Source organism: Microbacterium sp. LWH13-1.2 (assembly GCF_038397735.1).
Lineage (GTDB): Bacteria > Actinomycetota > Actinomycetes > Actinomycetales > Microbacteriaceae > Microbacterium.
Genome location: NZ_CP151635.1, coordinates 3,304,786 through 3,327,290 on the forward strand (window position 1 = coordinate 3,304,786; position 22,505 = coordinate 3,327,290).

A 22,505-nucleotide genomic window follows, 5' to 3' on the forward strand; every position below is an offset into this window, starting at 1 on the left:
GCTGTGGCGGACGTTGCTTACTGTCGGTCGAGTTCCGGGGGCATCTCTGTGAGAATGCCCGTGCTCATGCAGTCGGATCATCGCGTTTCACGTGGAACATTCATGGACGCACCAGGGACATGATCTCCCCCACCAGGTCGACAAGTGGCCTCGTCGCATCGAGCTCGAGTGTCGCACCTCGGCGCAGGAGGGGCTCGATCGACCGAAGGTTCTCTCGGATCTCGTTTCGCTCCGATTCGGTGGAACCATAGGGATTCGTCAGACGCCGCTGAACGCGCTCGAGGATGATCGCCTCCGGTGCCGAGAGCAGCACCACATGGTCGAAGTGGTCGTAGAAGTAGCCCTGGTTCTCGACGGTCCCCGCCACCGCGAGATCAGGGTGTTCTTCTAGTAGTGCCGTCAGCCGGTCCACGTCCCACAAGCCATCCTGGGTCTTCCAGTTTCCGTAGTCAGTGTCGATCGCCGGTACTCCCCCGGCCCCGATCAGGGCGACAACGCTGGACTTCCCTACGCCGGACATTCCTGTGATGAGAACTCGGGCCATTCCTCCACGGTATCCATGTTTCACGTGAAACACCGACCACACATGTGTCGACGCCGCCGATATCCGTCGCCTTCGTGGCTGCGGGTCAGAGTCCCACGCCCGTTTCCAACGGGGCATCTGCCGTCGTCATGCCGTGTGTTTCACGTGAAACACCCTCCTCGTCGGGGACTTGGACTGCCGACGTGCGCGTATGAGGCCCTGTGTGTCCCCGTGTTCAGGCCGGACTGCTCCGTGCCGCCTGCTCGAATGTTCTATCAGGCGACTCTGCTCCGAACGTCGGCACGGATCCCGTCGGGTGGGGGGTACTCCCCACCCGACGGTCCCGCCCAGTGATGCTCGTCGCTGGGCCCGACGCCCCTGCGCGCGTGGGTGAGCATGGAAGTGCCCGCCCCCCACCTTCCCCAGCGCTATTGACCCTGGGGTTCGGAGCTTCACCGCTCATAAGCGAACCGATCATCGTGAATCAATGGGATCGTGCGGTCGCGGACTCGCTCAGACCCTCGCTATGGGTCGACAACGATACGTCCGCAGCTCGCTACGCGGAGCGGTGTGCGACGAGAGACTGGGGTCGAGTTCGCCCCGTGGGTCCAATGACTCCTCTCCCCGAGAGGCTGAATGCAGATGTGCGAGGTGAATGTGCGGCGGCGGGTCCTGGATCGCACGCTGTAATTGCCCCCTGTAGTGCGCACTCAACGCCATCCGTTTCACGTGAAACGTTGACTCGCGGCACTCCCTGTCGCCCGTCAAGGACGACTCACACGTGCGCCGGGGCACCGGCCTGTGCAGTGCGAAAGGAGCACCTGCGCTGAGAAGAGTGCTCTTCGGTCTCGGTCGTCGAGGGGTGCCCGAACGCGGGACTCTCGGTCGCACGCAATGCGCTGCTTTCGATCCGACAGTCGCCAACTATGAGACCCAGCCGCAGCCCAGCCCAGCCCAGCCCAGCCCAGCCCCAGCCCCAGCCCCAGACGCAGACGCAGACGCAGACGCAGACGCAGACGCAGACGCAGACGCAGACGCAGACGCAGCCTGCCACCGTTAGGCAACTCAGATCCACGCGCAAACCGGACTTCATCCCGATACTCAGAGCGCAGCCCATAAGCGACCGCAGAGTGGCTGCAAGCCGACGCGTCTATACGCCTACATGCCTGCCGGCGTCAATGAACAGACTCCCCTCCAACCCCACCCCCGAACCCCCACCTCCCCCAACGACAGTGACCGGGGTGCCAAAGCGGAGATGTCTTCACTGCACGCGCCGATGCAGGTGGAGAATCACAGCAGGTTTACCTCCAGCAGTGGTCGGATCGTTTCACGCGAAACATCCATAGCCAGAGGTTTGCTGCGTTTCACCGACGGCGGCATGACGTCTGCACTCGTGCCGCCGTACACGGGGAGCGATGTTTCACGTGAAACCCCCGCTTGAGTCCCCGATGACATAACTGACGGCATGCGCGCGACCTTCGCTGAGTAGCAATGGAGGACCGTGATGCACCTCGCTAGGCGCCGCGTACGGAGATCATCCAGCGACGCTCCACGACACCCACACCCACACCCACACCCACACCCACACCCACCGTTTCACGTGAAACGTAGCTCTTTCTCACATCACCCTAAAGCGGGTACCGCAGGTGTGGTACTTCTCCCGGCGGCCAGTCGCCTGCGCGACAGCCAGACATCCGAACCGTACGAAGAACGGGCGAACGCGCACGCCTCGCGGAGCACCGCTACCGCGATGTCGACTGAACATCGCCCTGGTATCACCATCCCGCTAATGGGCCTGGAGTCTCCCTGCGCTCCTGAGCATCGCGTTTCACGTGAAACATGTCAGGCATCACGCGGAGAGAGTCACTGAACCATACAGTGAAGTCGCGTGAAGTCCTCCACGTACAGATAGCGACACCGCGCCCTACAAGGCGATGAGCTATTCCGGCGACTGGAATCCGCGCGTATGTAGAAGAGGAACGCCGCACTCCCAACGAAGAAGTCCTGGAGATCAGAAGTGTCGGTCGTCGAGAGAACCACGCGCTGAAGCGCTGTGCCTGCCTAGCGAACGACCGCCCGCACAACACGAGTCGATTCCGGCAGCACATCCTCACCGAGAACCTCGACCCGGACGTCCGTCAGGCGGAACTTCTTGATCTGCTTCTGTGCGGCGTCGATCTCGTTCGCCGCGTTCATCCCCTTGAGCAGCGTGAGCTCTCCCCCGTCACGAACGAGTGGAGCGGTCAGCGGGATCAGAGTCTTCAGTGCACTCACCGCGCGCGCGGTCACCACGTCGAAGCCCTCCGGTCGCCGTGCATCTTCAGCACGAGCCCGTAGCACTTCGACGTTGTCCAGCCCCAGGGCATCGACCTGCTCGTTCAACCAGATCACACGACGCTCCATCGGTTCGATCAGCGTCCACTGCACGTCGGGTCGCGCGATCGCGAGGACGATGCCAGGGAGGCCTGCACCTGAGCCGACGTCTGCAACCGACCCGTGGAACAACGGAGCAGCGATCACGCTGTTCAAGACGTGCCTCGTCCACAGACGGGGAAGCTCGAGCGGTCCGATGAGACCGCGCTCTTCGCCATGCTCCGCTAGAGCTGCAGTGAACCGCCTCGCCAGTTCGATCCGTTCTCCGAAGAGTTGAGATGCGACCGCCGGCTCGACCTCGACAGCACTCACTACAGCATTCCGATCAATGTTTCACGTGAAACGTCAGCGACGACGGAGAACGGTGTGCCGGTCAGCACCTTCACCATACGACTCCGAGACAAGTCCCTGGTCAGCGGCGATATCGTGCACCAGCTTGCGCTCGTAGCTCGACATCGCAGGCAGGGAAGCCTGCGTTGCACCATCGTCGAGCTTGGCGGCTGCGGCATTGACCAGAGTCTCGAGCTGGCGACGACGGGTGTCGCGCGACCCGCCGATATCGAGAATCAGGCGCGAGAAAGAACCTGTCTTGCTCTGCACCGCCAGACGCGTCAGCTCCTGCAGAGCCTGAACCGTGTCGGGAGACGAAAGCAGCGCAAGTCCGTCGCCCTCCGCCTCTACCGAGACATAGGCACGCCCCTGCCGCACGTCGAGGTTCAGATCGCCGTCGATGTCGGCGATGTCGAGGAGCTCTTCGAGGTAGTCGGCTGCGACATCGCCCTCGTTCTCCAGCTCGGCGACCGTGGGCTCCACGATCTCAGTCACGTTGTCGGTCACGAACCGCTCCCCTTCTTCTTCGAACGCTTCTTACCCACGGGCTGCTGACGCTTGGGAGTCTGTGCCTTCGCACGCTCCGCCTCTTCGAGCAGTCGCTGCTGCTCCGCCTCGTATGCGGCCATCGGAACGACCTTGCCCGACGAGTCGATCGCCTTACCCTTGCGAGCAAGTCGCTCTTCGCGGGCCTTGGCCGCCTCGGAGCCCGGAGTCGGCATCTCACGGATAACGAGGAACTGCTGACCCATCGTCCAGAGGTTCGAGATGAACCAGTACACGACGACGCCGAGCGGGAAGAAGATACCCGAGAAGATGAAGCCCAGCGGGAGGATGTAGAGCATGATCTTCTGCATCTGGTACGCCTGGCCGGTCTTGGCCTCGGGCGACAGATTCTTCGAGATGATCTGCAGCTGAGTGAAGAACTGCGACGCGATCATGAGCACGACGAGCGTGACGAGGATGATGATCGCCGTGGTGTTGCCGGCGTCCACCGCATTGCCGAGCGTCTCGTGCAGGGATGCCACGCCGAACAGCTCAGCGTTGTAGAACTGCTCGGTGAGCTCCGCGTTCAGCAGACCGACGCCGCCGACGCCGAGGTTGTGGTGCTTGGAGACATCACTCAGCACGCTGAACAGCGAGAAGAAGATCGGCATCTGCACCAGCAGCGGAAGACAGCTCGACATCGGCGTCGTGCCGTGCTTCTTATACAGCGCCATGGTCTCGCGGCTCATGGCCTCGCGAGAGAGCTGATCCTTCTTTCCGCGATACTTCTCTTGAACTTTTCGCAGTTCAGGAGCAATTTCCATCATCTTCCGCTGGCTCTTGATCTGCTTCACGAAGAGCGGGATCAGCGCGGCACGGACGACGATGACGAGGCCGACAATCGACAGCACCCAGGTCAGACCGGATGCCGCCGGAAGACCGACGGCCGTCAGCAGCCAGTGCCAGGCGACGAGCACCATCTCGACGAGCCACTTGAGCGGCCACAGGATGGTTCCGATCAGGTCGAAGCCGCCGGAGGCGGGCGCCGGCGACGGGGTGGTGCTGGCGAGCAGAAGGTCAAGACCCACCGATCAGTCCTTTCGGGAAGGGACGACGAAACCGTGCGCGGTCAGGTCATAACGGAAATGTTCGTGAGGACGGACGTCATCGACGCCGCCGTGGCTCCAGGGATTGCAACGGAGGATGCGCCATGCCGAGAGCATCGTTCCCCGCGCGGCGCCGTGCTGTTGCACCGCACCTACAGCGTAAGCGGAACAGGATGGGTAATAGGCACAGACGTCTCCATACATCGGAGAGATCACCTTGCGGTAGCCAGCGAGGAAGCCGAGGACCAGGTTCCTCGGTACCAGCGGGATGCTGCGCAGCAGATCCCCTGCCCGCATATGGCCCGTGCCGATGGAGGATGCCGGAAGAGCGGTCATGCTCGCGCCTGCCCGAGACGGTCGAGGCACCGGTTCACATCGGCACTCAGCTCTGCGTAGCTCGCGGTCGCGGACGCAGGAAGGGCACGGATGACGACATCCGTGCCCTCGGGGACCCGCGGAAGCGCCTCCGCACAGACGGCTTTGAGTCGCCGACGGACGGTGTTGCGCACCACAGCGGTGCCCACCTGCTTGCTGATGATGAATCCGAACCTCGCGGCTCTGCTCTCGCCCGTCGTCAGCATCGAGGTGACGACCTTGGCTCCGCCACAACGGGATCCGCGTCGAACGACCAGTCGATAGTCGCTCCCGCGGGTCACACGAAACGGGCGGGCGAGCACAGCGGTCTACGCGGAGAGCTCGGTGCGGCCCTTCGCACGACGAGCCGAGAGGATGGCGCGGCCGGCGCGGGTGCGCATGCGAAGGCGGAAGCCGTGCTTCTTGGCGCGACGACGGTTGTTGGGCTGGTAAGTGCGCTTGCTCATGAAATCACTCCGGGAATGCTGCCACCGGGATCGATTTGACCGGAGACATAGGGATCTGCCATTCAGGCATAAGTCAACCGATTAAGGGTACGTCTTGACGGCGCGCAGAGCAAATCTGCGCGCTTCGACCTCGACCTCCGGCACGATCCGCACAGCTATTATCCACAACCCGTGGCATGCACGTATGCGCAACACGCGCGCGGATTCCCCAGGGCAGGTTGCCGTTCCCAGCCGCGGTGACTACCGTGGCATCCGAAGTTATCCACAGGGGGGACGCCTTTCTCGACGCCCCGCCGCATCCCCAGCACGGAGCGTCATGTCATCACCTGCCCAGCCCGACGTTCCGATCTGGACCACAGTGCAGGACCTGCTCGAGGCGGACGACCGGGTGACTCCGCAGCTGCAGGGGTTCCTCAGCCTCGCGGTCCCCGCCGGCGTCATGTCGGCGACGCTCTATCTGGAGGTCCCCAACGACCTCACAGCAGCGCAGATCAACAAGCGTCTGCGGCTGCCGATCATGGAGGCGCTCTCTCACATCGGCCAGGAGGTCACCTCGTACCGCGTCGTGGTCAACCACGAGCTCGCCGAGCAGCCGACCGCGCCCATCGCCGTCGCGGACTACGGCCGCCAGGAGCAGATCCGGGTCGAGTCGCCCATGGAGCAGCCGACGCAGCTCCGCCACGAATCGCGCCTCAACCCGAAGTACACCTTCGACAACTTCGTCATCGGGCAGTCCAACCGCTTCGCCCACGCCGCAGCGGTCGCTGTCGCCGAAGCTCCCGCCAAGGCGTACAACCCGCTCTTCATCTACGGAGACTCCGGGCTCGGGAAGACCCACCTTCTCCACGCGATCGGCGACTACGCCCAGTCCCTCTATGCAGGGGTGAAGGTCCGGTACGTCTCGAGCGAAGAGTTCACGAACGACTTCATCAACTCGATCGCGAACAACCGCGGCGCCGCCTTCCAGGCGCGCTACCGCGACGTCGACATCCTCCTGATCGACGACATCCAGTTCCTCCAGGGTCGTGCCGAGACTCAGGAAGCCTTCTTCCACACGTTCAACACGCTGCACGACCACAACAAGCAGGTCGTGATCACGAGCGATGTGGCGCCGAAGCACCTGACCGGGTTCGAGGATCGGATGCGCAGCCGGTTCGAGTGGGGTCTGATCACCGACGTGCAGGCTCCCGACCTCGAGACCCGCATCGCGATCCTCCGCAAGAAGGCCCAGAGCGAGGCTCTCCATATTCCCGACGAGGTACTCGAGTACATCGCCACCGTCGTCTCCTCGAACATCCGCGAACTCGAGGGCGCACTGATCCGCGTCTCGGCATTCGCAAGCCTGAACCGCTCAGCCCTCGACATCTCTCTCGCCCAGACGGTGCTCCGCGACATCATCGACACCGCCGAGGACAACATCATCTCGCCGACGGACATCATCACGGCGACGGCGCAGTACTTCAAGCTGACAGTCGACGATCTGTACGGATCGAGCCGCTCGCAGCAGATCGCAACGTCTCGACAGATCGCGATGTATCTCTGTCGGGAGCGCACGAGCCTCTCGCTGCCCAAGATCGGACAGCTGTTCGGCAATCGCGATCACACGACGGTCATGTACGCCTACAAGAAGATCAGCGAGCTCATGAAGGAGCGACGTTCGATCTACAACCAGGTGACGGAGATCACCACGCAGCTCGGTCGCCGCTGAGCGCACGACGCCTCGAGAAGGGGGTCGCAGTGTCCGTTGAGACGCTGCGACCCCCTTCTCGTGCGTCTAGGAGGCATCCGCGAGTGCGGATAGATGCCAGTTTGCACATGTGGATAACTTGTGGATGGATCGCGTTCAGGTCGGGACGAATGTGGGGGAAACCGACGAACCTGTGGATAACCGGGGGAGAGCGCTCCGACCGACGCAGGCCGTCCACCCGCGTATTCCTCAGGGATTCCACAAGTGACAACCATGTAGTTCCCTACTCGCGTCTGCTTTCCACCGAGTTATCCACAGTATCCACAGGTGTTAACACCGTTAAGGAGTTAATTCAATTCAGGGGCGATCCGATCACCAGACGGTGGGGAAAGTCCGACAGGCCCGAGGTTCGCCCCGGCCGTAGGGATCCGACCTGCTGTGGGGCTAGCATGGGAAGCCCTGCACCGGCAGGACCGATGACGACACGTCTCAGAACGACGACAAGGGAGCACCCGTGAGGTTTCAGGTCAACCGCGATGTCTTCAGCGAGGCTGTCTCGTTCGTCGTCAAGCTGCTTCCCCAGCGCAATCCTCAGCCGATCCTCGCCGGAGTCCTGATCGAAGCCGATGGCTCCGGCCTCACGCTCTCGGCCTTCGACTACGAGGCCTCGGCGCGTACGACGATCGAAGCGACTGTCGACACCCCGGGCACGATCCTGGTGCACGGCCGCCTCCTCTCCGACATCGCCAGCCGACTTCCCAACGCTCCGATCGAGATCGCCGTCGAAGACGACGGCAGCATCACGGTCAGCTGCGGTTCCGCTCGATTCACACTCGCAGCCATGCCTGTCGAGGAATATCCCTCGATCCCCGAGGTCTCCGGATCCTCCGGGGTGGTTCCGGCAGACGACTTCGGCACCGCGATCGCGCAGGTCGGCTTCGCGGCATCGCGCGACGATGTCACCCCGGTGCTCACCGGTGTGCAGCTCGAGGTCTCCGGTCACACGCTGAGCCTGGTCGCCACCGACCGTTACCGTGTCTCTCTGCGTGACGTCCCGTGGGACGGCGAAGCCGTAGAGGCGACCGCACTCGTCCCCGCACGCACGCTCCTCGAGGTCGGAAAGACGTTCGGTCACGCGGGCACGATCCAGATCGCGTTCTCAGGAGCCGGCGACCGCGAGATCATCGCGTTCACGGCAGGCAACAAGACAGTCACGTCGCTGCTCATCAAGGGCAACTTCCCGCCGGTCCGCCGTCTGTTCCCCGAGCAGACCGAGCACTACGCGGTCGTCAACACCGCAGATCTCGTCGAGGCCGTGCGCCGTGTGTCGCTGGTTCTCGACCGTGCAGCTCCGCTGCGTTTCACGTTCACGTCCGACAGCGTCACGATGGACGCATCGGGCAGCGAGCACGCCCGCGCATCGGAGTCGGTCGACGCGATCCTGAACGGTGGCGACGATGTCACTCTCGGTCTCAACCCGCAGTACCTGATCGAGGCACTCGGAGCGGTCAAGAGCGAGTTCGTGCGCGTCACGTTCACGTCGAGCGACAACGCGAACAAGCTCAGCCCCGTGCTGATCACGAGCCAGACCTCTGTCGATCAGGCCGGTCTCGACTCGTTCAAGTACCTGCTGCAGCCCAACCTCCTGCTGCGCTGAGTCATCCGCGTCCGGCCGTTACCTGCCGGAAATAGCAGCGCTCAGAACGCGAAACACCAGACTGCGAGAGTCAGCCGTACCCCAGAGCACGGCTGCTCCGCATAGCCGTGCGGCCGCGCTCGTCTCTCCAGACGAAAGACGTTCCGCATGCCCGAGAATCCCCCTGCCCGCTCTCGCCGAGCGCGGGTGCTCACCGCCGGTGCCGCTCTTGCGGCCTCGACCCTCCTCGCGTTCGGTGTGGCATCGCCTGCCTCCGCCGTCGTCATTCCGGTCGCCTACGACACAGTCGCACTGACGGCTGCTCCGACCTCGGTGTCCGTCGGCGACACCGTCACGGTCACCGCGGTCTTCACCGGGCTCGTCGATGCCTATGCCTATGAACTCGACATCGCCTACGACCCGGATCTGCTCGCGTTCGTCGCCGACAGCCAGATCCTGCCCTCGGGAGGATTCGGATCGGCCACCGACACCGGGGCGCAGATCGCGGTCGCCGCCACGCGTCTCGGCACCTCGCCCGGCCTCGCCGGAACACAGACTCTCGTGACCCTCCGCTTCACCGCGCTCGAGCCGGGAGACGCCTCGCTCGCGATCGCATCCGGGCGCATCGTGGATTCGAACGCCCAGCCGACCACGGTCGATCCCAACGCCGCCGGCACGTCGGCGATCGTCGAGATCTCGGGCGACGACGGGTCGGAGCCTGGTTCCGGTGACGACGGTTCCGCCGCGGCCGACCCCGGAACCGGCGCAGGATCGGGCTCGGGCTCCACCCCCGACGGCTCGCTCGCCGTCACGGGTGCCGACGCCGCTCCGTGGCTGATCCTCGGAGCAGCGGCGATCGCCGCCATCGCCGCGGGGACGGTCATCGCAGTGCGACGGAGGACTCGATGATCGGGCGCGACATTCGAGCACAGCTGGCGAACAACAGGAGAGACAAGACCGTGAAGAAGACCACACTCCGGATCGTCGCTGCCGTCTCGGTCGCAGGTGCTGCGATCGTCACGGGAAGCCTGGCGAGCGGGTCCGCGCTCGCGGCGCCGATTCCGGCGTCCGTCAGTCTGCCGCCGTACTACAGCGACCTCGACGTCACGGACGATGCGATGGTCACGACCGCGGATCTGACGATCGCCGCCGATGCACTGGGACTCACGAGCGCTTCTCCGGACTGGTCACGCGTGTCGATCCTCGACACCGACGCCGACGGAGAGCTCACGATCCTCGATCTCGCCGACCTCTCGAAGCGGATCATCTACGACGACGGTCCTTTCGAACTCGTCGAAGCCTCGGTGATCGACATGCAGGCGGCGATGAATGCCGGGGTCGCGACGTCGCAGAGCATCACTCAGGAGTACCTCGACCGGATCGCGGCCTACGACCGGGCTGTCGTTCCCGGGGGGAGTCGCGCTCTCAACTCGATCATCACGGTGAATCAGCAGGCGCTCGCCAGCGCAGCGGCAGCTGACGAGATCCGAGCGTCGGAGGGGATGACCAGCATGCTCCTGGGCGTGCCGATCGCGCTGAAGGACAACTACGGCACGGTCGATATGGTGACCACCGGCGGATGCGCCTGCTGGAATGAGAACCAGACGGCCACGGACGCCTCGATGGTGACCGGCCTGCGCAACGACGGTGCGGTGATCCTCGCGAAGGCCAGCCTCGACGAGTTCGCGTACGGATTCGTCTCCGAGTTCTCGTCGTTCCAGGATCCGGGTGCGACGTCCCTCGTGGCGAGTCCGTACGACACCACGAGGACGGCCGGCGGCTCGAGCGGCGGCACGGGCGCCGCCATCTCGGCGAACCTCGCGGCGATCGGCTTCGGCACCGACACCGGTGGATCGATCCGCGTTCCCTCGTCGTACAACCAGCTCGTGGGCGTCCGTCCCACGGTGGGGCTGGCCAGTCGAGACGGCATCATCCCGCTGGCCCTGTCGCAGGACACCGGCGGACCGATGGCCCGATCGGTCATCGACGCAGCCGTCGCGCTCGACGCGGTGGTCGGCATAGACGACGCCGACCCGGTCACCTCCCGACAGCAGGGTCTGGTGCCCGAGTCGTACACCTCGTTCCTCGACCCGAATGCTCTGCAGGGAGCGCGCATCGGCTACATCACGTCGATGGTCGGCAGCAACACCGGAACCGTCCGACTCTTCTCCGAGGCGACGGCTGCGCTGACCGCTCAGGGTGCGACCGTGGTGACCGTGACGCCTCCGGCGGAGTTCGCCGCAGTGCTGAATGAGGGATCCGGATCGACGAACGAGTTCCTGCACGACCTCGACGAGTACATCGCCACGCACCTCGGGCCCGCGGTCGAGGCGCGGACGCTGACCGACATCCTCGCCACGAACAGCTTCGTGACCTCGCGGCGATCGATCTATGAGGCGCGCAACGCCGTCACCGATGCGACGTACGAGGCATGGGCCGGCGAGACCGGCTCGCACACCGTGCAGATCGCAGCGGGCAAGACCCTTGTGACGCAGATGATGGAGGATCTCGACCTCGACGCGATCATCTACCCGAGTACGAACGCATACGGAACCCAGGGCACCAACATGAGGTTGAGCCCGAACACCGGAATGCCGTCCGTCACCGTTCCGATGGGTCAGACGATCGCGGGCGAGAGCGTTCCCGGCAGCGGAGTGAACCTGGAGTTCCTCGGACGCGACTTCGACGAGGGCACGCTGCTCGGTCTGGCCTACGCATTCGAGCAGACGACGGATGCTCGCACGTCGCCGTCGCTCTACGGGCCGCTTCCGTGAGCCAAGGCCGGCGACTGTTCGACGAACTCGGACAGTCGCCGGCCCGCCCGGGCTCGGGCGGAGGGAGATGTCAGACCCCGAAGGTAGGCTGACAGCGTGATTGTGGAACACCTGAGCCTGGTCGATTTCCGCAATTACGCGACCGCTGAACTCGCCCTGCACAAGGGACCGAACGTCCTCGTCGGCCGAAACGGCCAGGGGAAGACGAATCTCGCGGAGGCCGTCGTCTTCCTCGCGACACTGGGTTCGCACCGGGTCTCCTCCGATGCGCCGATGGTCCGCGAGGGACAGGATTTCGCGATCATCCGCGCGCGACTGTCACACGGTGAGCGTCGAGTGCTCGTCGAGGTGCAGCTCAACAAGCAGGGGTCGAACAAGGCCCGCATCAACGGCTCGCCGTCGAAGACCAACGAACTCCCCCGTTACGCGCACGTCGTGCTCTTCGCTCCAGAAGACCTGCAGATCGTCCGCGGCGACCCGTCGGCGCGGCGACGCTTCGTCGACCAGCTGCTCATCCAGCGCACCCCGCGTATGTCGTCGGTGCTCGCGGACTACGACAGAGTGCTCAAGCAGCGCAATGCGCTGCTCAAGTCGGCCCGTGCTCGCGGCATCAAAGGCGAGGGACTCAGCACGCTCGACGTGTGGGACGACAAGCTTGTGTCGCTCGGGGCCGAGATCATCACCGCGCGTCAGCGTCTGGCCGCCGATCTGCAGCAGCCGGTGGCCGAGGCCTATGCGGCTATCGCCGGTGAAGACCACCGCCCGCAGCTCGACTGGGCGCTCTCGGTGCGCGGAGCGGATCCCGAAGAGGGAGTGGATGCTCCGGCCGAGACCTCGGGCGACATCGCCGAGATGTTCCACGCCGCACTGCTCGCGAAGCGGTCGAACGAGCTCGACCGCGGCCTCACTCTCACCGGTCCGCATCGTGACGACCTGGTGCTGCGTGTTCGCGGTCTTCCGGTCAAGGGATACGCCTCCCACGGGGAATCCTGGTCGGTGGCGCTCGCCCTGCGCCTCGCCTCCGCCGAGCTGCTGCGCAGCGAATCCCCGGCCGGCGACCCTGTGCTGATCCTCGACGACGTGTTCGCCGAGCTCGACGCCGATCGCCGGCAGCGCCTCGCGGCGTTGACGGCCGGGTACGAGCAGGTGGTGGTGACCGCGGCGGTGGAGGAGGATATCCCCGAGGTGCTTCACGCCCACGTGGTGCGGATCTCTGCGGGAACCATCAGCGACGAGAGGGAGGTGGACGATGACTGATATCGCAGCCGTTCCGGCCCCCGAGACCCCGGAGACCGTCGCCACGTACCTGCGTCTGCGGGGCCTCGCGCCGAGTTCGAAGTCGTGGAAGCGCAAGCGGCGCATCGTCACGGATGACGACAACGCCCCTTTCACCCCTGGGCGCGATCCCGGAGCCCTCGGCGCAGTGCTCGACAAGCTCAGCCGGGACTCCGGCTGGCAGAAGACTCTGGCCCGCGAAGACCTGGTGCGTCAGTGGGCGGACCTGGCCGGATCCGACACCGCGAAGCACTCCGAGCCGGTCTCGCTCGAGCGCGGAGTGCTCACCGTGAAGTGCGATTCGACGGCGTGGGCGAAGAATCTCCAGTACATGCGCGGAACGATCCTCACCGAGATCGGTCGGCGGTATCCCGACGCCGGTGTCGAGAACCTCCGCTTCATCGGACCGGACGTACCCTCCTGGAAATGGGGCCCCAGAGTCGTTCCAGGACGGGGCCCACGCGATACCTACGGGTAGGACACCACAGATGGGGTCCGAAACGCTCAGAGGGCCACAGGTGGCCGCTGAGCCGCATATCGACACGAAAAGCCGCTAGACTGGGAGTTCGTGATATCGATGTGGAGAATGCCCTCTGATGACGCCTGAATCCCCTGCTGACGAGACGGAATCCACCACCGGGGAGACCCCGGGCACCGAGAACAAGATCTCACCCAAGGTGAAGCAGCCCGGTGAGTACGGTGCCGACTCCATCCAGATCCTCGAGGGTCTCGAAGCAGTCCGCAAGCGCCCGGGTATGTACATCGGATCCACGGGGCCGCGTGGTCTGCACCACCTCGTGTACGAGATCGTCGACAACTCCGTCGACGAGGCCCTTGCCGGGTACGCCGACACGATCTTCGTGACGCTGCTCGAAGACGGCGGCGTCCGCGTGATCGACAACGGCCGCGGCATCCCCGTCGACCCGCACTCCTCCGACCCCACGAAGTCGACCGTCGAGGTCGTGCTGACGATCCTGCACGCCGGGGGAAAGTTCGGCGGCGGCGCCTACGCCGTCTCGGGTGGACTGCACGGCGTCGGCTCCTCGGTCGTGAACGCCCTGTCGACCCGGTTCGACGTCGAGGTCAAGCAGAAGGGCTTCGTCTGGCGGCACAGTTTCGCCGACGGCGGCGCGCCCCAGCAGCAGCTGGAGAAGGGCGAGCCCACCGACGAGACCGGAACGGCGATCACCTTCTGGCCGGATGCCGAGATCTTCACCGAGACCACGGATTTCGACTACGACACGCTGCGCACGCGCTTCCAGCAGATGGCGTTCCTCAACAAGGGACTCCGCATCGAGCTGTCCGACGAGCGCCCTGCCTCGGCCTACGAGGTCGAGGTCGAGGGTCAGGCGACCCTCACGCAGCCGAACGACGTGTTCTTCTACGAGCGCGGTCTCGTCGACTACGTCGAGTACCTCAACAAGGTGCGCCACGCCGAGGTCGTCAACGACGAGATCATCGCGTTCGAGTCCGAGGACACCGAGCGCAAGATCTCGCTCGAGGTCGCGATGCAGTGGACGACCTCGTACACCGAGAACGTCTTCACCTACGCGAACACCATCAACACGCATGAGGGCGGCACGCACGAAGAGGGCTTCCGTGCCGCACTCACCACGCTGGTGAACAAGTACGCCAGGGCGAACAACCTTCTCAAGGAGAAGGACGACAACCTCTCGGGCGACGACGTGCGCGAGGGACTCACCGCCGTCATCTCGATCAAGCTCGGCGAGCCCCAGTTCGAGGGGCAGACCAAGACGAAGCTGGGCAACACCGAGGCGAAGACCTTCGTGCAGAAGGTCGTCGGAGATCAGCTCGGCGACTGGTTCGGTCGCAACCCGATCCAGGCCAAGAACGTGATCCGCAAGGCGATCGACGCCGCGACCGCTCGTCTCGCAGCCCGCAAGGCGCGCGAGACCGCTCGCCGTAAGAGCGTGTTCGAGTCCGCCGCGATGCCCGACAAGCTCAAGGACTGCACCAGCAAGGACCCCTCGATCAGCGAGATCTTCCTCGTCGAGGGTGACTCGGCAGGTGGCTCCGCGGTGCAGGGCCGCGACCCGCACACGCAGGCGATCCTGGCTCTCCGAGGCAAGATCCTCAACGTCGAGCGCGCACGCCTCGACAAGGCCCTCGGCAACAAAGAGGTCCAGGCGATGATCCAGGCCTTCGGCACGGGCATCGGCGAAGAGTTCGACATCGTGAAGGCGCGCTATCACAAGATCGTGCTGATGGCCGATGCCGACGTCGACGGTCAGCACATCACGACGCTGCTGCTGACCCTGCTGTTCCGCTACATGCGCGGGCTCATCGAGGCCGGTTTCGTCTACCTCGCCATGCCGCCGCTGTACCGCCTCAAGTGGACCAACCAGCCCCACGAGTACGTGTTCAGCGACGCCGAGCGCGATGCGCTGCTCAAGCACGGACTCGAGAACGGCAAGCGGATCCCGAAGGACGCCGGCATCCAGCGCTACAAGGGTCTCGGCGAGATGAACGCCAAGGAGCTGTGGGAGACCACGATGGACCACACCACGCGGACGCTCCGCCAGGTGACCATCGAGGACGCCGCCGCCGCGGACGAGATCTTCAGCGTGCTGATGGGTGAAGACGTCGAGTCGCGACGCAGCTTCATCCAGCGCAACGCCAAGGACGTCCGCTTCCTCGACATCTGACGCGTCCCCCGCGCCTGCATTCGTTCGACAACGACCGGAATCGACAACACACATGACTGACGAAGTACGCCCCGAGCCGGCACACGACCACGGCAAGATCGATCAGGTCGACCTGCAGTCGGAGATGCAGCGCAGCTACCTCGATTACGCGATGGCCGTCATCGTCGGCCGCGCGCTGCCCGACGTGCGCGACGGGCTCAAGCCCGTGCACCGCCGCGTGATCTACGGCATGTACGACGGCGGATTCCGCCCCGACAAGTCGTTCTCGAAGTGCGCCCGCGTCGTCGGCGAGGTCATGGGTCAGTATCACCCGCACGGCGACTCGGCGATCTACGACGCCCTGGTCCGCCTGGTGCAGCCGTGGTCGCTGCGCTACCCGCTGGCCCTCGGCCAGGGCAACTTCGGCTCCCCCGGCAACATGGGCGCCGCTGCTCCTCGATACACCGAGACCAAGATGGCCCCGCTCGCGCTCGAGATGGTGCGCGACATCGAAGAGGACACGGTCGACTTCACCGACAACTACGACGGTCAGACCCAGGAGCCGACGGTCCTGCCGGCGCGTTTCCCGAACCTGCTCGTCAACGGATCGGTCGGCATCGCGGTCGGCATGGCGACGAACATCCCCCCGCACAACCTGCGTGAGATATCCGCCGCTGCACTGTGGGCTCTCGACAACCCCGGTCTCCCCCGCGAGGAGCTGCTCGAGGGACTGATCCAGCGCATCCCCGGTCCTGACTTCCCGACCGGTGCGCAGATCCTCGGCACCAAGGGTGTGCAGGAGGCGTACCGCACCGGACGCGGATCGATCACGATGCGCGCGGTCGTCAACGTCGAGGAGATCCAGGGCCGCACGTGCCTCGTGATCACCGAGCTGCCGTATCAGGTGAACCCCGACAACGTCGCGGTGAAGATCGGCGACCTCGCCCGCGACGGCAAAATCACCGGCATCGCCGACATCCGCGACGAGTCGTCCGACCGCACGGGTCAGCGTCTCGTGGTCGTGCTCAAGCGCGATGCGGTCGCGAAGGTCGTGCTGAACAACCTGTACAAGCACACGCAGCTGCAGGAGAACTTCGGCGCGAACATGCTCGCGATCGTCGACGGCGTGCCGCGCACGCTCGCGATCGACGGCTTCGTGACCCACTGGATCACGCATCAGCTCGAGGTGATCGTCCGTCGTACGCGCTTCCGCCTCGCCAAGGCAGAGGCGCGCATGCACATCCTGCGCGCCTACCTCAAGGCGCTCGACGCGCTCGACGAGGTCATCGCTCTCATCCGTCGATCGCAGACCACGCAGGACGCGAACGAGGGACTGCAGAAGCTCCTCGACATCGATGACATCCAGGCCCAGGCGATCCTCGACATGCAGCTGCGCCGACTGGCCGCGCTCGAGCGTCAGAAGATCCTCGACGAGGCTGCGGAGCTCGAGCGCCTCATCGGCGAGTACCAGGCGATCCTCGCCGACGAGTCGCTGCAGCGCGACATCATCCGTGACGAGCTCACCGGCATCGTGGAGCGCTTCGGCGACGACCGTCGCACGCACATCCTGCACGGCTTCGACGGCGACGTCTCGATGGAAGACCTCATCGCCGAAGAGGAGATGGTCGTCACCATCACCCGCGCCGGATACATCAAGCGCACGCGCAGCGACAACTACCGGTCGCAGCACCGCGGTGGCAAGGGCATCAAGGGCGCGCAGCTGCGGGCCGATGACATCGTCGAGCACTTCTTCGTGACGACCACGCACCACTGGCTGCTGTTCTTCACCGACAAGGGCCGGGTCTATCGCTCGAAGACCTACGAGGTCCCCGAGGCCGGCCGAGACGCGAAGGGCACGCACGTCGCGAACCTCCTCGCTCTGCAGCCGGACGAGAACATCGCGCAGGTGCTCGACATCCGCGATTACGCGGTCGCCGACTACCTCGTGCTCGCGACCCGCGACGGACTCGTCAAGAAGACGCGCCTCGACACCTACGACACCAACCGTCAGGGCGGCGTCATCGCGATCCGCCTGAACGACGAGGACGAACTGGTCTCGGCGTTGATGGTCAACGCCGAGGACGACATCCTCCTCATCAGCCGCCGGGGCATGTCGGTGAGGTTCAGCGCGACCGACGATGCGCTGCGCCCGATGGGACGCGCGACCGCCGGAGTGAAGGGCATGAAGTTCCGTGAGGGCGACAGCCTGCTGTCGGCATCCGTCGCGGCTCCCGGTCAGTTCGTGTTCGTCGTGACGGACGGCGGCTACGCGAAGCGCACCGCCGTCGAGGAATATCGCGTCCAGGGACGTGGTGGTTTCGGCATCAAGGTGGCCAAGCTCCACGACGATCGGGGCACTCTCGCGGGTGGTCTGATGGTCTCGGCCGACGACGAGGTCCTTGTGGTTCTGTCCAGCGGCAAGGTGGTACGCTCTGCCGTGGCCGAGGTGCCCGCCAAGGGCCGAGACACCATGGGAGTGGTTTTCGCACGGACGACGGAAGCCGACCGGATCCTCGCCATCGCCCGCAACGGTGAGCGCGGCCTCACCGACGAAGACGAATCGGATGAGGCTGAGGTGGACTCCGAGACCACCGCCCCCGAGACGAACGAGAACCCTGAGGAAGCAGACGCATGAGCACAGTAGCCGACAAGCTGGCGAAGAAGTCCACGCGCAAGACCGGCGGCAAGCAGGTTCGCCTGCGCCTCGTCTACGTCGACTTCTGGTCGGCCGTGAAGCTCTCGTTCCTGGGAGCCGTCGCGCTCGCCATCGTCACGATGGTGTCGTTCTTCCTGATCTACCTCGTGCTGCAGGCGACCGGAATCCTCACGCAGGCCGACGAGTTCATCGGCACGATCACCGACAACTCGGTGCGCATCTCCGAGGTGGCGGGTCTTCCGCAGGTGATGGCCTTCGCGGCTGTCGTCTCGATCCTGAACCTCATCGTGTTCACCGTGCTCGGCGCGGTCATCGCCGGTATCTACAACGTCGCCGTGAAGGTGACGGGCGGACTGCTCGTCGGGTTCATGTCGAACTGATCGACCGGATTCGACGAGGGGCGGATGCGAATCGCATCCGCCCCTCGTCCGTCTATACGACGCCTGTCGTCCCGAGCAGTGTTCCGATCAGCCAGGTCGCGAACAGCGCGAGCCCGCCGCCGATGACGAGTCGGACGGCCGCGCGTACGGGCGGAGATCCGCCGATCTTCGCAGCCACTGTGCCGGTGACGGCCAGTGCGAGCAACACCACGACGAACGTGACCGGCACCCGCCACGCCGGCGGCGGGAGCAGGATGGCGAGCAGCGGGAGCAGAGCGCCGAGGGTGAAGGCGACCGCAGACGAGAGCGCCGCATGCCACGGGTTCACGAGGTCGTCCTGGTCGATGCCGAGCTCGACCTCGAGGTGCGCGGCGAGGGCGTCGTGCGCGGTGAGCTCCTCGGCGACCGTGCGCGCGGTCTCCTCGCTGAGTCCGCGTTCGCGGTAAAGGGTGGTGAGCTCGGTGAGCTCCGTCTCGGGCATCGTGCGCAGCTCCTCGCGCTCCTTCGAGATCAACGCCCGCTCGCTGTCCCGTTGGCTGCTCACCGAGACGTACTCACCGAGCGCCATGGATATGGCCCCGCCGACGAGCCCCGCGAGGCCCGCCGTGAGCAGGGCGGCGTTGTCGGTCGTGGCGCCGGCGACGCCCACGACCAGCGACGCGATCGAGACGATGCCGTCGTTCGCGCCCAGGACCCCGGCGCGCAGCCAGTTCAGCCGCTGTCCGACCCCGGCTCCGTGCGGTTCGCCCTCGTGTGCACTCATGGGCTCAGTGAATCAGATCGGTCGGTATCCGCGCGCCCCCCTCTGGTAGCGCGGCCGCAGCACGTTCGGGAAAACCCGAAGCCGGGTCTCCGGTTGGCTCGGTGTCGGCGCCATCGGGGCCGCCGTACCTTTGAACCATGACGACACAGACTGCCACGCCACCACCGGCGACGGCCTCGAAGCCGCCGCTGCGCATCTTCCTCTCGATCCTGCATCTGGCGGGCATCGGGGTCATCGGCGGCTTCATCTTCGCGACTCTCTCCGGACTCCTCGGCACAGGCCTCGGGCTGCTCTTCGCCGCCGGCGTCGGGGTCGTGCTCCTCGTCGGATTGGTCTACGCCCTCTTCGGCGTCGGCTGGTTCGAGGTGGCACGCGTCGGTGCGCTCTACAAGACGCCGATCGCCCCGCTGCGCTGGCGGCCTCGTGATCGGCCGGGCTTCGCCGGATGGCTGCGCGCACTCGGACGTCAGGCCATCGACGGCCGCATGTGGCGGGCGCTGGCGAACTTCGCGATCACCGCGGTGCTGGGCTGGATCGTGCTGCGTCTCGCCTGGGGCGTCGTCTGGTCGATCGTGATCTGCTTCGCTCCCCTTGCGGGAACGGACGCCGTGATGGGCCCCTTCGGGGGCGGCGGGATCGACGCCGCGTGGGCTCCGCTCATCGGCATCCTCGGCATCGCCGCATCCCTCGGCGGCATGATCGGTCTCGCTCTCCTGCACCGGGTGCTCTCACTGTCCATCGTGATCCGCAGCCGCGAGGCAGAGCTCACGGAGCGTGTGCGCACCAGCACCGCACAGCGGGAGGGGGCGGTGCGCGCCGCCGACGTGGAGCGCACCCGCATCGAACGCGACCTGCACGACGGCGTCCAGCCGAGGCTCGTCTCGGTCGGCATGACGCTGGGACTCGCCCAGCAGAAGATCGACAACGACCCGGATGCCGCGAAGGAGCTGATAGCCGAGGCGCACACGTCGACCAAGGCAGCGATCACTGAGCTGCGACAGCTCGCCCGCGGCATCCACGCCTCCGTGCTCGGCGACCGTGGCCTCGATGCGGCACTTTCTGCGCTGGCGGGTCGGTCGCACATCCCCGTGAACCTCGATGTGCGGATGGATGGACGCTGCAGCCGTGAGGCAGAGGCAGCGGTCTACTTCTCGATCGCCGAGTCGCTCACCAACGCCGCGAAGCACTCTCGTGCCAGTGAGGCCAGGGTGACCGTGCGACTGCGTGACGGCGGGCTGCTGTGGGCCCGCGTCGAAGACAACGGAATGGGCGGCGCTCAGGTGCAGCCCGGTGGCGGTCTCGACGGCATCGCGAACCGCATCCTCGCCGCCGGCGGAACCTTCCGCCTCGAGAGCCCTGTGGGCGGCCCGACCAGTCTGGAAGTGAACGTGCCATGCGCATCCTGATCTGCGAGGACTCGGTCCTGCTGCGCGAGGGTCTCGTGCGACTGCTCGAGGATGCCGGCCACACCGTGGTCGCAGCCCTCCCCGACACCGAGGGCCTGGTCGAGGCGGTCGCCGAGACCGACCCTGAACTCTGCATCCTCGATGTGCGGCTCCCACCGACGTTCACCGACGAGGGGATCCGTGCCGCGCTCGGACTCCGCGCCACGAACCCCGCGCTTGCGCTGCTCGTGCTCTCGCAGTACGTCGAGGAGCGGTACGCCTCGGACCTCATCGCGGCCCAGGGCGGCCCGCTCGGCTACCTGTTGAAGGACCGGGTGGCCGATGTCTCGGAGTTCCTCGGTTCCGTGCAGCGGATCTCCGAGGGCGCGACCGTGCTCGACCCGGAGGTCGTGGCGCAGCTGCTCACGCGACGGAACAAGGACGATCGGATGCAGCGGCTCACCGAACGCGAGCGCACCGTGCTGGCGCTCATCGCCGAAGGCAAATCGAATCAGGCGATCGCCGGACTGCTCTTCCTCTCGGAGGCCAGTGTCGAGAAGCACATCACCGCGATCTTCCAGAAGCTCGGCTTCGAACAGGGCGAATCAGGCAACCGGCGCGTGCTGGCGGCGCTCGCGCACATCGAGAACACGGGCGGCACGACGCCGACCGGACAGACAGGAGTGGGACGATGACCACGAACGACGACTTCCAGGGCGGGCACACCCCGCTCACTCCCCCGCCGGCCTCCGCGCCGGAGGCGCCGGCGCCCCCGCAGGCCCAGGCACCCACAGCTTCCGGAGACGGCGACACAGGTCGCTCGTCGGGGGCGACCGCGGTGATGATCCTCACAGCGGTGGTGGGCGGCATGGCACTGCTCGGCTCGGGAGCGACCGCTGCGGTCGCCGCGACCGGCAGCCTGGTCGCATCCTCGACAGAGGGCACCGACTCGGTGCTGTCCGAGGATGCCTCGGGCATCCAGGACATCGACCTCGACGTGGATGCGGGCAACATGCGCATCGAGTTCGGCGATGTCGATGACGCGGAACTCGCGGTCACCAACAGTCGCGGACCGGCATGGACCCTCGAAAGGGACGGTGACTCGCTGGTCGTGCGCAGCCCCGAGTTCGAGTTCGGCTGGTGGTTCGGCAGTTGGTTCGGCGACGATCAGTCGGCCGTCCTCACCCTCCCCGAGAGCCTGCGGGAGAGTGCGCTCGATGCCGACCTGACCCTCGACGCCGGGAGCCTCGATGTCGTCGGCGACTTCGGTGACCTCGACATCACCGTCAATGCGGGCGCGCTGGATGTCGAAGGTGCCGCGAGCAGCCTGACCATCGACATGAGCGCCGGTCGTGCGGACGCGACACTCGACGGCGTCGACGAGGCCGATCTCACCGTCGCGGCCGGAGATCTCAACGTCGAGCTGACGGGCCCTGCACCATCGCAGACGACCATCGACGTGAGTGCCGGATCCCTCGATCTCACGGTCCCCGACGAGTCGTACTCGATCACCCAGGACGTCAGCGCGGGCTCGCTGGACGCGAAGGTCGACCAGTCCTCGGGCACTCGCCGCGTGATCGACGTGTCGCTCTCCGCGGGCAGCGTGACGATCCGTCCGGGCCGATGATCGCGATCGAGGGCGGGGATCCGTGGGGGTCCCCGCCC

General features: G+C 65.6%; 20 protein-coding genes. 12 read left to right on the forward strand and 8 right to left on the reverse strand.

Annotation, left to right across the window (positions count from 1 at the left end; translation table 11 throughout):
• Positions 1-100 precede the first annotated feature (100 nt).
• From MRBLWH13_RS15935 to rpmH, 7 genes are all read right to left on the reverse strand, one after another.
• Entirely contained in the window at positions 101-412 is a 312-nt protein-coding gene (locus MRBLWH13_RS15935; RefSeq protein WP_341955903.1) for an ATP-binding protein, read from the reverse strand.
• Positions 413-2,584: 2,172 nt separating this feature from the next.
• Positions 2,585-3,208 carry a 16S rRNA (guanine(527)-N(7))-methyltransferase RsmG gene (rsmG, locus tag MRBLWH13_RS15940; RefSeq protein ID WP_341955904.1) on the reverse strand — a complete coding sequence of 208 codons (624 nt, stop codon included), beginning with the start codon at positions 3,206-3,208 and terminating at the stop codon, positions 2,585-2,587.
• Positions 3,209-3,241: 33 nt separating this feature from the next.
• A complete protein-coding gene (locus MRBLWH13_RS15945; RefSeq protein WP_341955905.1) occupies positions 3,242-3,733 on the reverse strand; it encodes a R3H domain-containing nucleic acid-binding protein in 492 nt (163 codons plus the stop codon).
• Complete coding sequence (yidC, locus tag MRBLWH13_RS15950; RefSeq protein ID WP_341955906.1) at positions 3,730-4,800, reverse strand: membrane protein insertase YidC; 1,071 nt, start codon at positions 4,798-4,800, stop codon at positions 3,730-3,732. Before yidC ends, MRBLWH13_RS15945 begins: the two co-directional genes overlap by 4 nt.
• A gap of 3 nt (positions 4,801-4,803) precedes the next feature.
• Positions 4,804-5,154, reverse strand: coding sequence for a membrane protein insertion efficiency factor YidD (yidD, locus tag MRBLWH13_RS15955; RefSeq protein ID WP_341955907.1), 351 nt, complete (start codon positions 5,152-5,154; stop codon positions 4,804-4,806).
• Positions 5,151-5,474 (reverse strand): ribonuclease P protein component, encoded by a 324-nt coding sequence (rnpA, locus tag MRBLWH13_RS15960; protein WP_235559953.1) that lies wholly within the window; start codon positions 5,472-5,474, stop codon positions 5,151-5,153. The genes yidD and rnpA overlap by 4 nt, the downstream gene beginning before the upstream one ends.
• 27 nt (positions 5,475-5,501) lie before the next feature.
• Complete coding sequence (rpmH, locus tag MRBLWH13_RS15965) at positions 5,502-5,639, reverse strand: 50S ribosomal protein L34 (RefSeq protein ID WP_056310970.1); 138 nt, start codon at positions 5,637-5,639, stop codon at positions 5,502-5,504.
• A 316-nt stretch (positions 5,640-5,955) separates the two neighbouring features.
• On the opposite strand from rpmH, the gene dnaA reads away from it, so the two are divergent.
• The 9 genes from dnaA to MRBLWH13_RS16010 all read left to right on the forward strand — a co-directional run bounded on the left by dnaA (position 5,956) and on the right by MRBLWH13_RS16010 (position 18,692).
• Positions 5,956-7,347, forward strand: coding sequence for a chromosomal replication initiator protein DnaA (dnaA, locus tag MRBLWH13_RS15970; protein ID WP_056310968.1), 1,392 nt, complete (start codon positions 5,956-5,958; stop codon positions 7,345-7,347).
• Between the two features lie 493 nt (positions 7,348-7,840).
• Positions 7,841-8,983: a DNA polymerase III subunit beta gene (gene dnaN, locus MRBLWH13_RS15975; RefSeq protein WP_341955908.1), complete on the forward strand. Its 1,143-nt coding sequence runs from the start codon at positions 7,841-7,843 to the stop codon at positions 8,981-8,983.
• Positions 8,984-9,130: 147 nt separating this feature from the next.
• On the forward strand, positions 9,131-9,871 hold the full coding sequence (locus MRBLWH13_RS15980) for a cohesin domain-containing protein (protein ID WP_341955909.1): 741 nt from the start codon (positions 9,131-9,133) through the stop codon (positions 9,869-9,871).
• A gap of 50 nt (positions 9,872-9,921) precedes the next feature.
• Positions 9,922-11,736: an amidase family protein gene (locus tag MRBLWH13_RS15985; RefSeq protein WP_341955910.1), complete on the forward strand. Its 1,815-nt coding sequence runs from the start codon at positions 9,922-9,924 to the stop codon at positions 11,734-11,736.
• A 96-nt stretch (positions 11,737-11,832) separates the two neighbouring features.
• Positions 11,833-12,993 (forward strand): DNA replication/repair protein RecF, encoded by a 1,161-nt coding sequence (gene recF / locus MRBLWH13_RS15990; protein WP_341955911.1) that lies wholly within the window; start codon positions 11,833-11,835, stop codon positions 12,991-12,993.
• On the forward strand, positions 12,986-13,489 hold the full coding sequence (locus MRBLWH13_RS15995; protein WP_056511574.1) for a DciA family protein: 504 nt from the start codon (positions 12,986-12,988) through the stop codon (positions 13,487-13,489). The genes recF and MRBLWH13_RS15995 overlap by 8 nt, the downstream gene beginning before the upstream one ends.
• 118 nt (positions 13,490-13,607) lie before the next feature.
• Positions 13,608-15,677 (forward strand): DNA topoisomerase (ATP-hydrolyzing) subunit B, encoded by a 2,070-nt coding sequence (gene gyrB, locus MRBLWH13_RS16000; protein WP_341955912.1) that lies wholly within the window; start codon positions 13,608-13,610, stop codon positions 15,675-15,677.
• Positions 15,678-15,729: 52 nt separating this feature from the next.
• A complete protein-coding gene (gene gyrA / locus MRBLWH13_RS16005; protein ID WP_341955913.1) occupies positions 15,730-18,291 on the forward strand; it encodes a DNA gyrase subunit A in 2,562 nt (853 codons plus the stop codon).
• A complete protein-coding gene (locus MRBLWH13_RS16010; RefSeq protein ID WP_056310959.1) occupies positions 18,288-18,692 on the forward strand; it encodes a DUF3566 domain-containing protein in 405 nt (134 codons plus the stop codon). Before gyrA ends, MRBLWH13_RS16010 begins: the two co-directional genes overlap by 4 nt.
• A 52-nt stretch (positions 18,693-18,744) precedes the next feature.
• Here MRBLWH13_RS16010 and MRBLWH13_RS16015 read toward each other — a convergent pair whose 3' ends face one another.
• Positions 18,745-19,455, reverse strand: a complete 711-nt coding sequence (locus MRBLWH13_RS16015; RefSeq protein WP_341955914.1) for a VIT family protein — start codon at positions 19,453-19,455, stop codon at positions 18,745-18,747.
• Between the two features lie 137 nt (positions 19,456-19,592).
• Here MRBLWH13_RS16015 and MRBLWH13_RS16020 point away from each other — a divergent pair, with 137 nt between their 5' ends.
• From MRBLWH13_RS16020 to MRBLWH13_RS16030, 3 genes are read left to right on the forward strand one after another with little or no spacing between them, the layout of a single operon-like run.
• Positions 19,593-20,861: a histidine kinase gene (locus MRBLWH13_RS16020; protein WP_341955915.1), complete on the forward strand. Its 1,269-nt coding sequence runs from the start codon at positions 19,593-19,595 to the stop codon at positions 20,859-20,861.
• Positions 20,849-21,535 carry a response regulator transcription factor gene (locus tag MRBLWH13_RS16025; protein WP_341955916.1) on the forward strand — a complete coding sequence of 229 codons (687 nt, stop codon included), beginning with the start codon at positions 20,849-20,851 and terminating at the stop codon, positions 21,533-21,535. The genes MRBLWH13_RS16020 and MRBLWH13_RS16025 overlap by 13 nt, the downstream gene beginning before the upstream one ends.
• Positions 21,532-22,467, forward strand: coding sequence for a DUF4097 family beta strand repeat-containing protein (locus MRBLWH13_RS16030; RefSeq protein ID WP_341955917.1), 936 nt, complete (start codon positions 21,532-21,534; stop codon positions 22,465-22,467). The genes MRBLWH13_RS16025 and MRBLWH13_RS16030 overlap by 4 nt, the downstream gene beginning before the upstream one ends.
• The last annotated feature ends 38 nt before the right edge of the window (positions 22,468-22,505 follow it).

Excerpts from the sequence above, each read along its gene's own strand:
- dnaA (WP_056310968.1), top strand. The coding sequence starts at position 5,956 with ATGTCATCACCTGCCCAGCCCGACGTTCCGATCTGGACCACAGTGCAG.
- MRBLWH13_RS16020 (WP_341955915.1), top strand. The coding sequence starts at position 19,593 with ATGACGACACAGACTGCCACGCCACCACCGGCGACGGCCTCGAAGCCG.
- MRBLWH13_RS16015 (WP_341955914.1), bottom strand. The coding sequence starts at position 19,455 with ATGAGTGCACACGAGGGCGAACCGCACGGAGCCGGGGTCGGACAGCGG.
- gyrA (WP_341955913.1), top strand. The coding sequence starts at position 15,730 with ATGACTGACGAAGTACGCCCCGAGCCGGCACACGACCACGGCAAGATC.
- rpmH (WP_056310970.1), bottom strand. The coding sequence starts at position 5,639 with ATGAGCAAGCGCACTTACCAGCCCAACAACCGTCGTCGCGCCAAGAAG.
- MRBLWH13_RS16025 (WP_341955916.1), top strand. The coding sequence starts at position 20,849 with ATGCGCATCCTGATCTGCGAGGACTCGGTCCTGCTGCGCGAGGGTCTC.
- MRBLWH13_RS16030 (WP_341955917.1), top strand. The coding sequence starts at position 21,532 with ATGACCACGAACGACGACTTCCAGGGCGGGCACACCCCGCTCACTCCC.
- MRBLWH13_RS15995 (WP_056511574.1), top strand. The coding sequence starts at position 12,986 with ATGACTGATATCGCAGCCGTTCCGGCCCCCGAGACCCCGGAGACCGTC.
- yidD (WP_341955907.1), bottom strand. The coding sequence starts at position 5,154 with ATGACCGCTCTTCCGGCATCCTCCATCGGCACGGGCCATATGCGGGCA.
- MRBLWH13_RS16010 (WP_056310959.1), top strand. The coding sequence starts at position 18,288 with ATGAGCACAGTAGCCGACAAGCTGGCGAAGAAGTCCACGCGCAAGACC.
- gyrB (WP_341955912.1), top strand. The coding sequence starts at position 13,608 with ATGACGCCTGAATCCCCTGCTGACGAGACGGAATCCACCACCGGGGAG.
- MRBLWH13_RS15980 (WP_341955909.1), top strand. The coding sequence starts at position 9,131 with ATGCCCGAGAATCCCCCTGCCCGCTCTCGCCGAGCGCGGGTGCTCACC.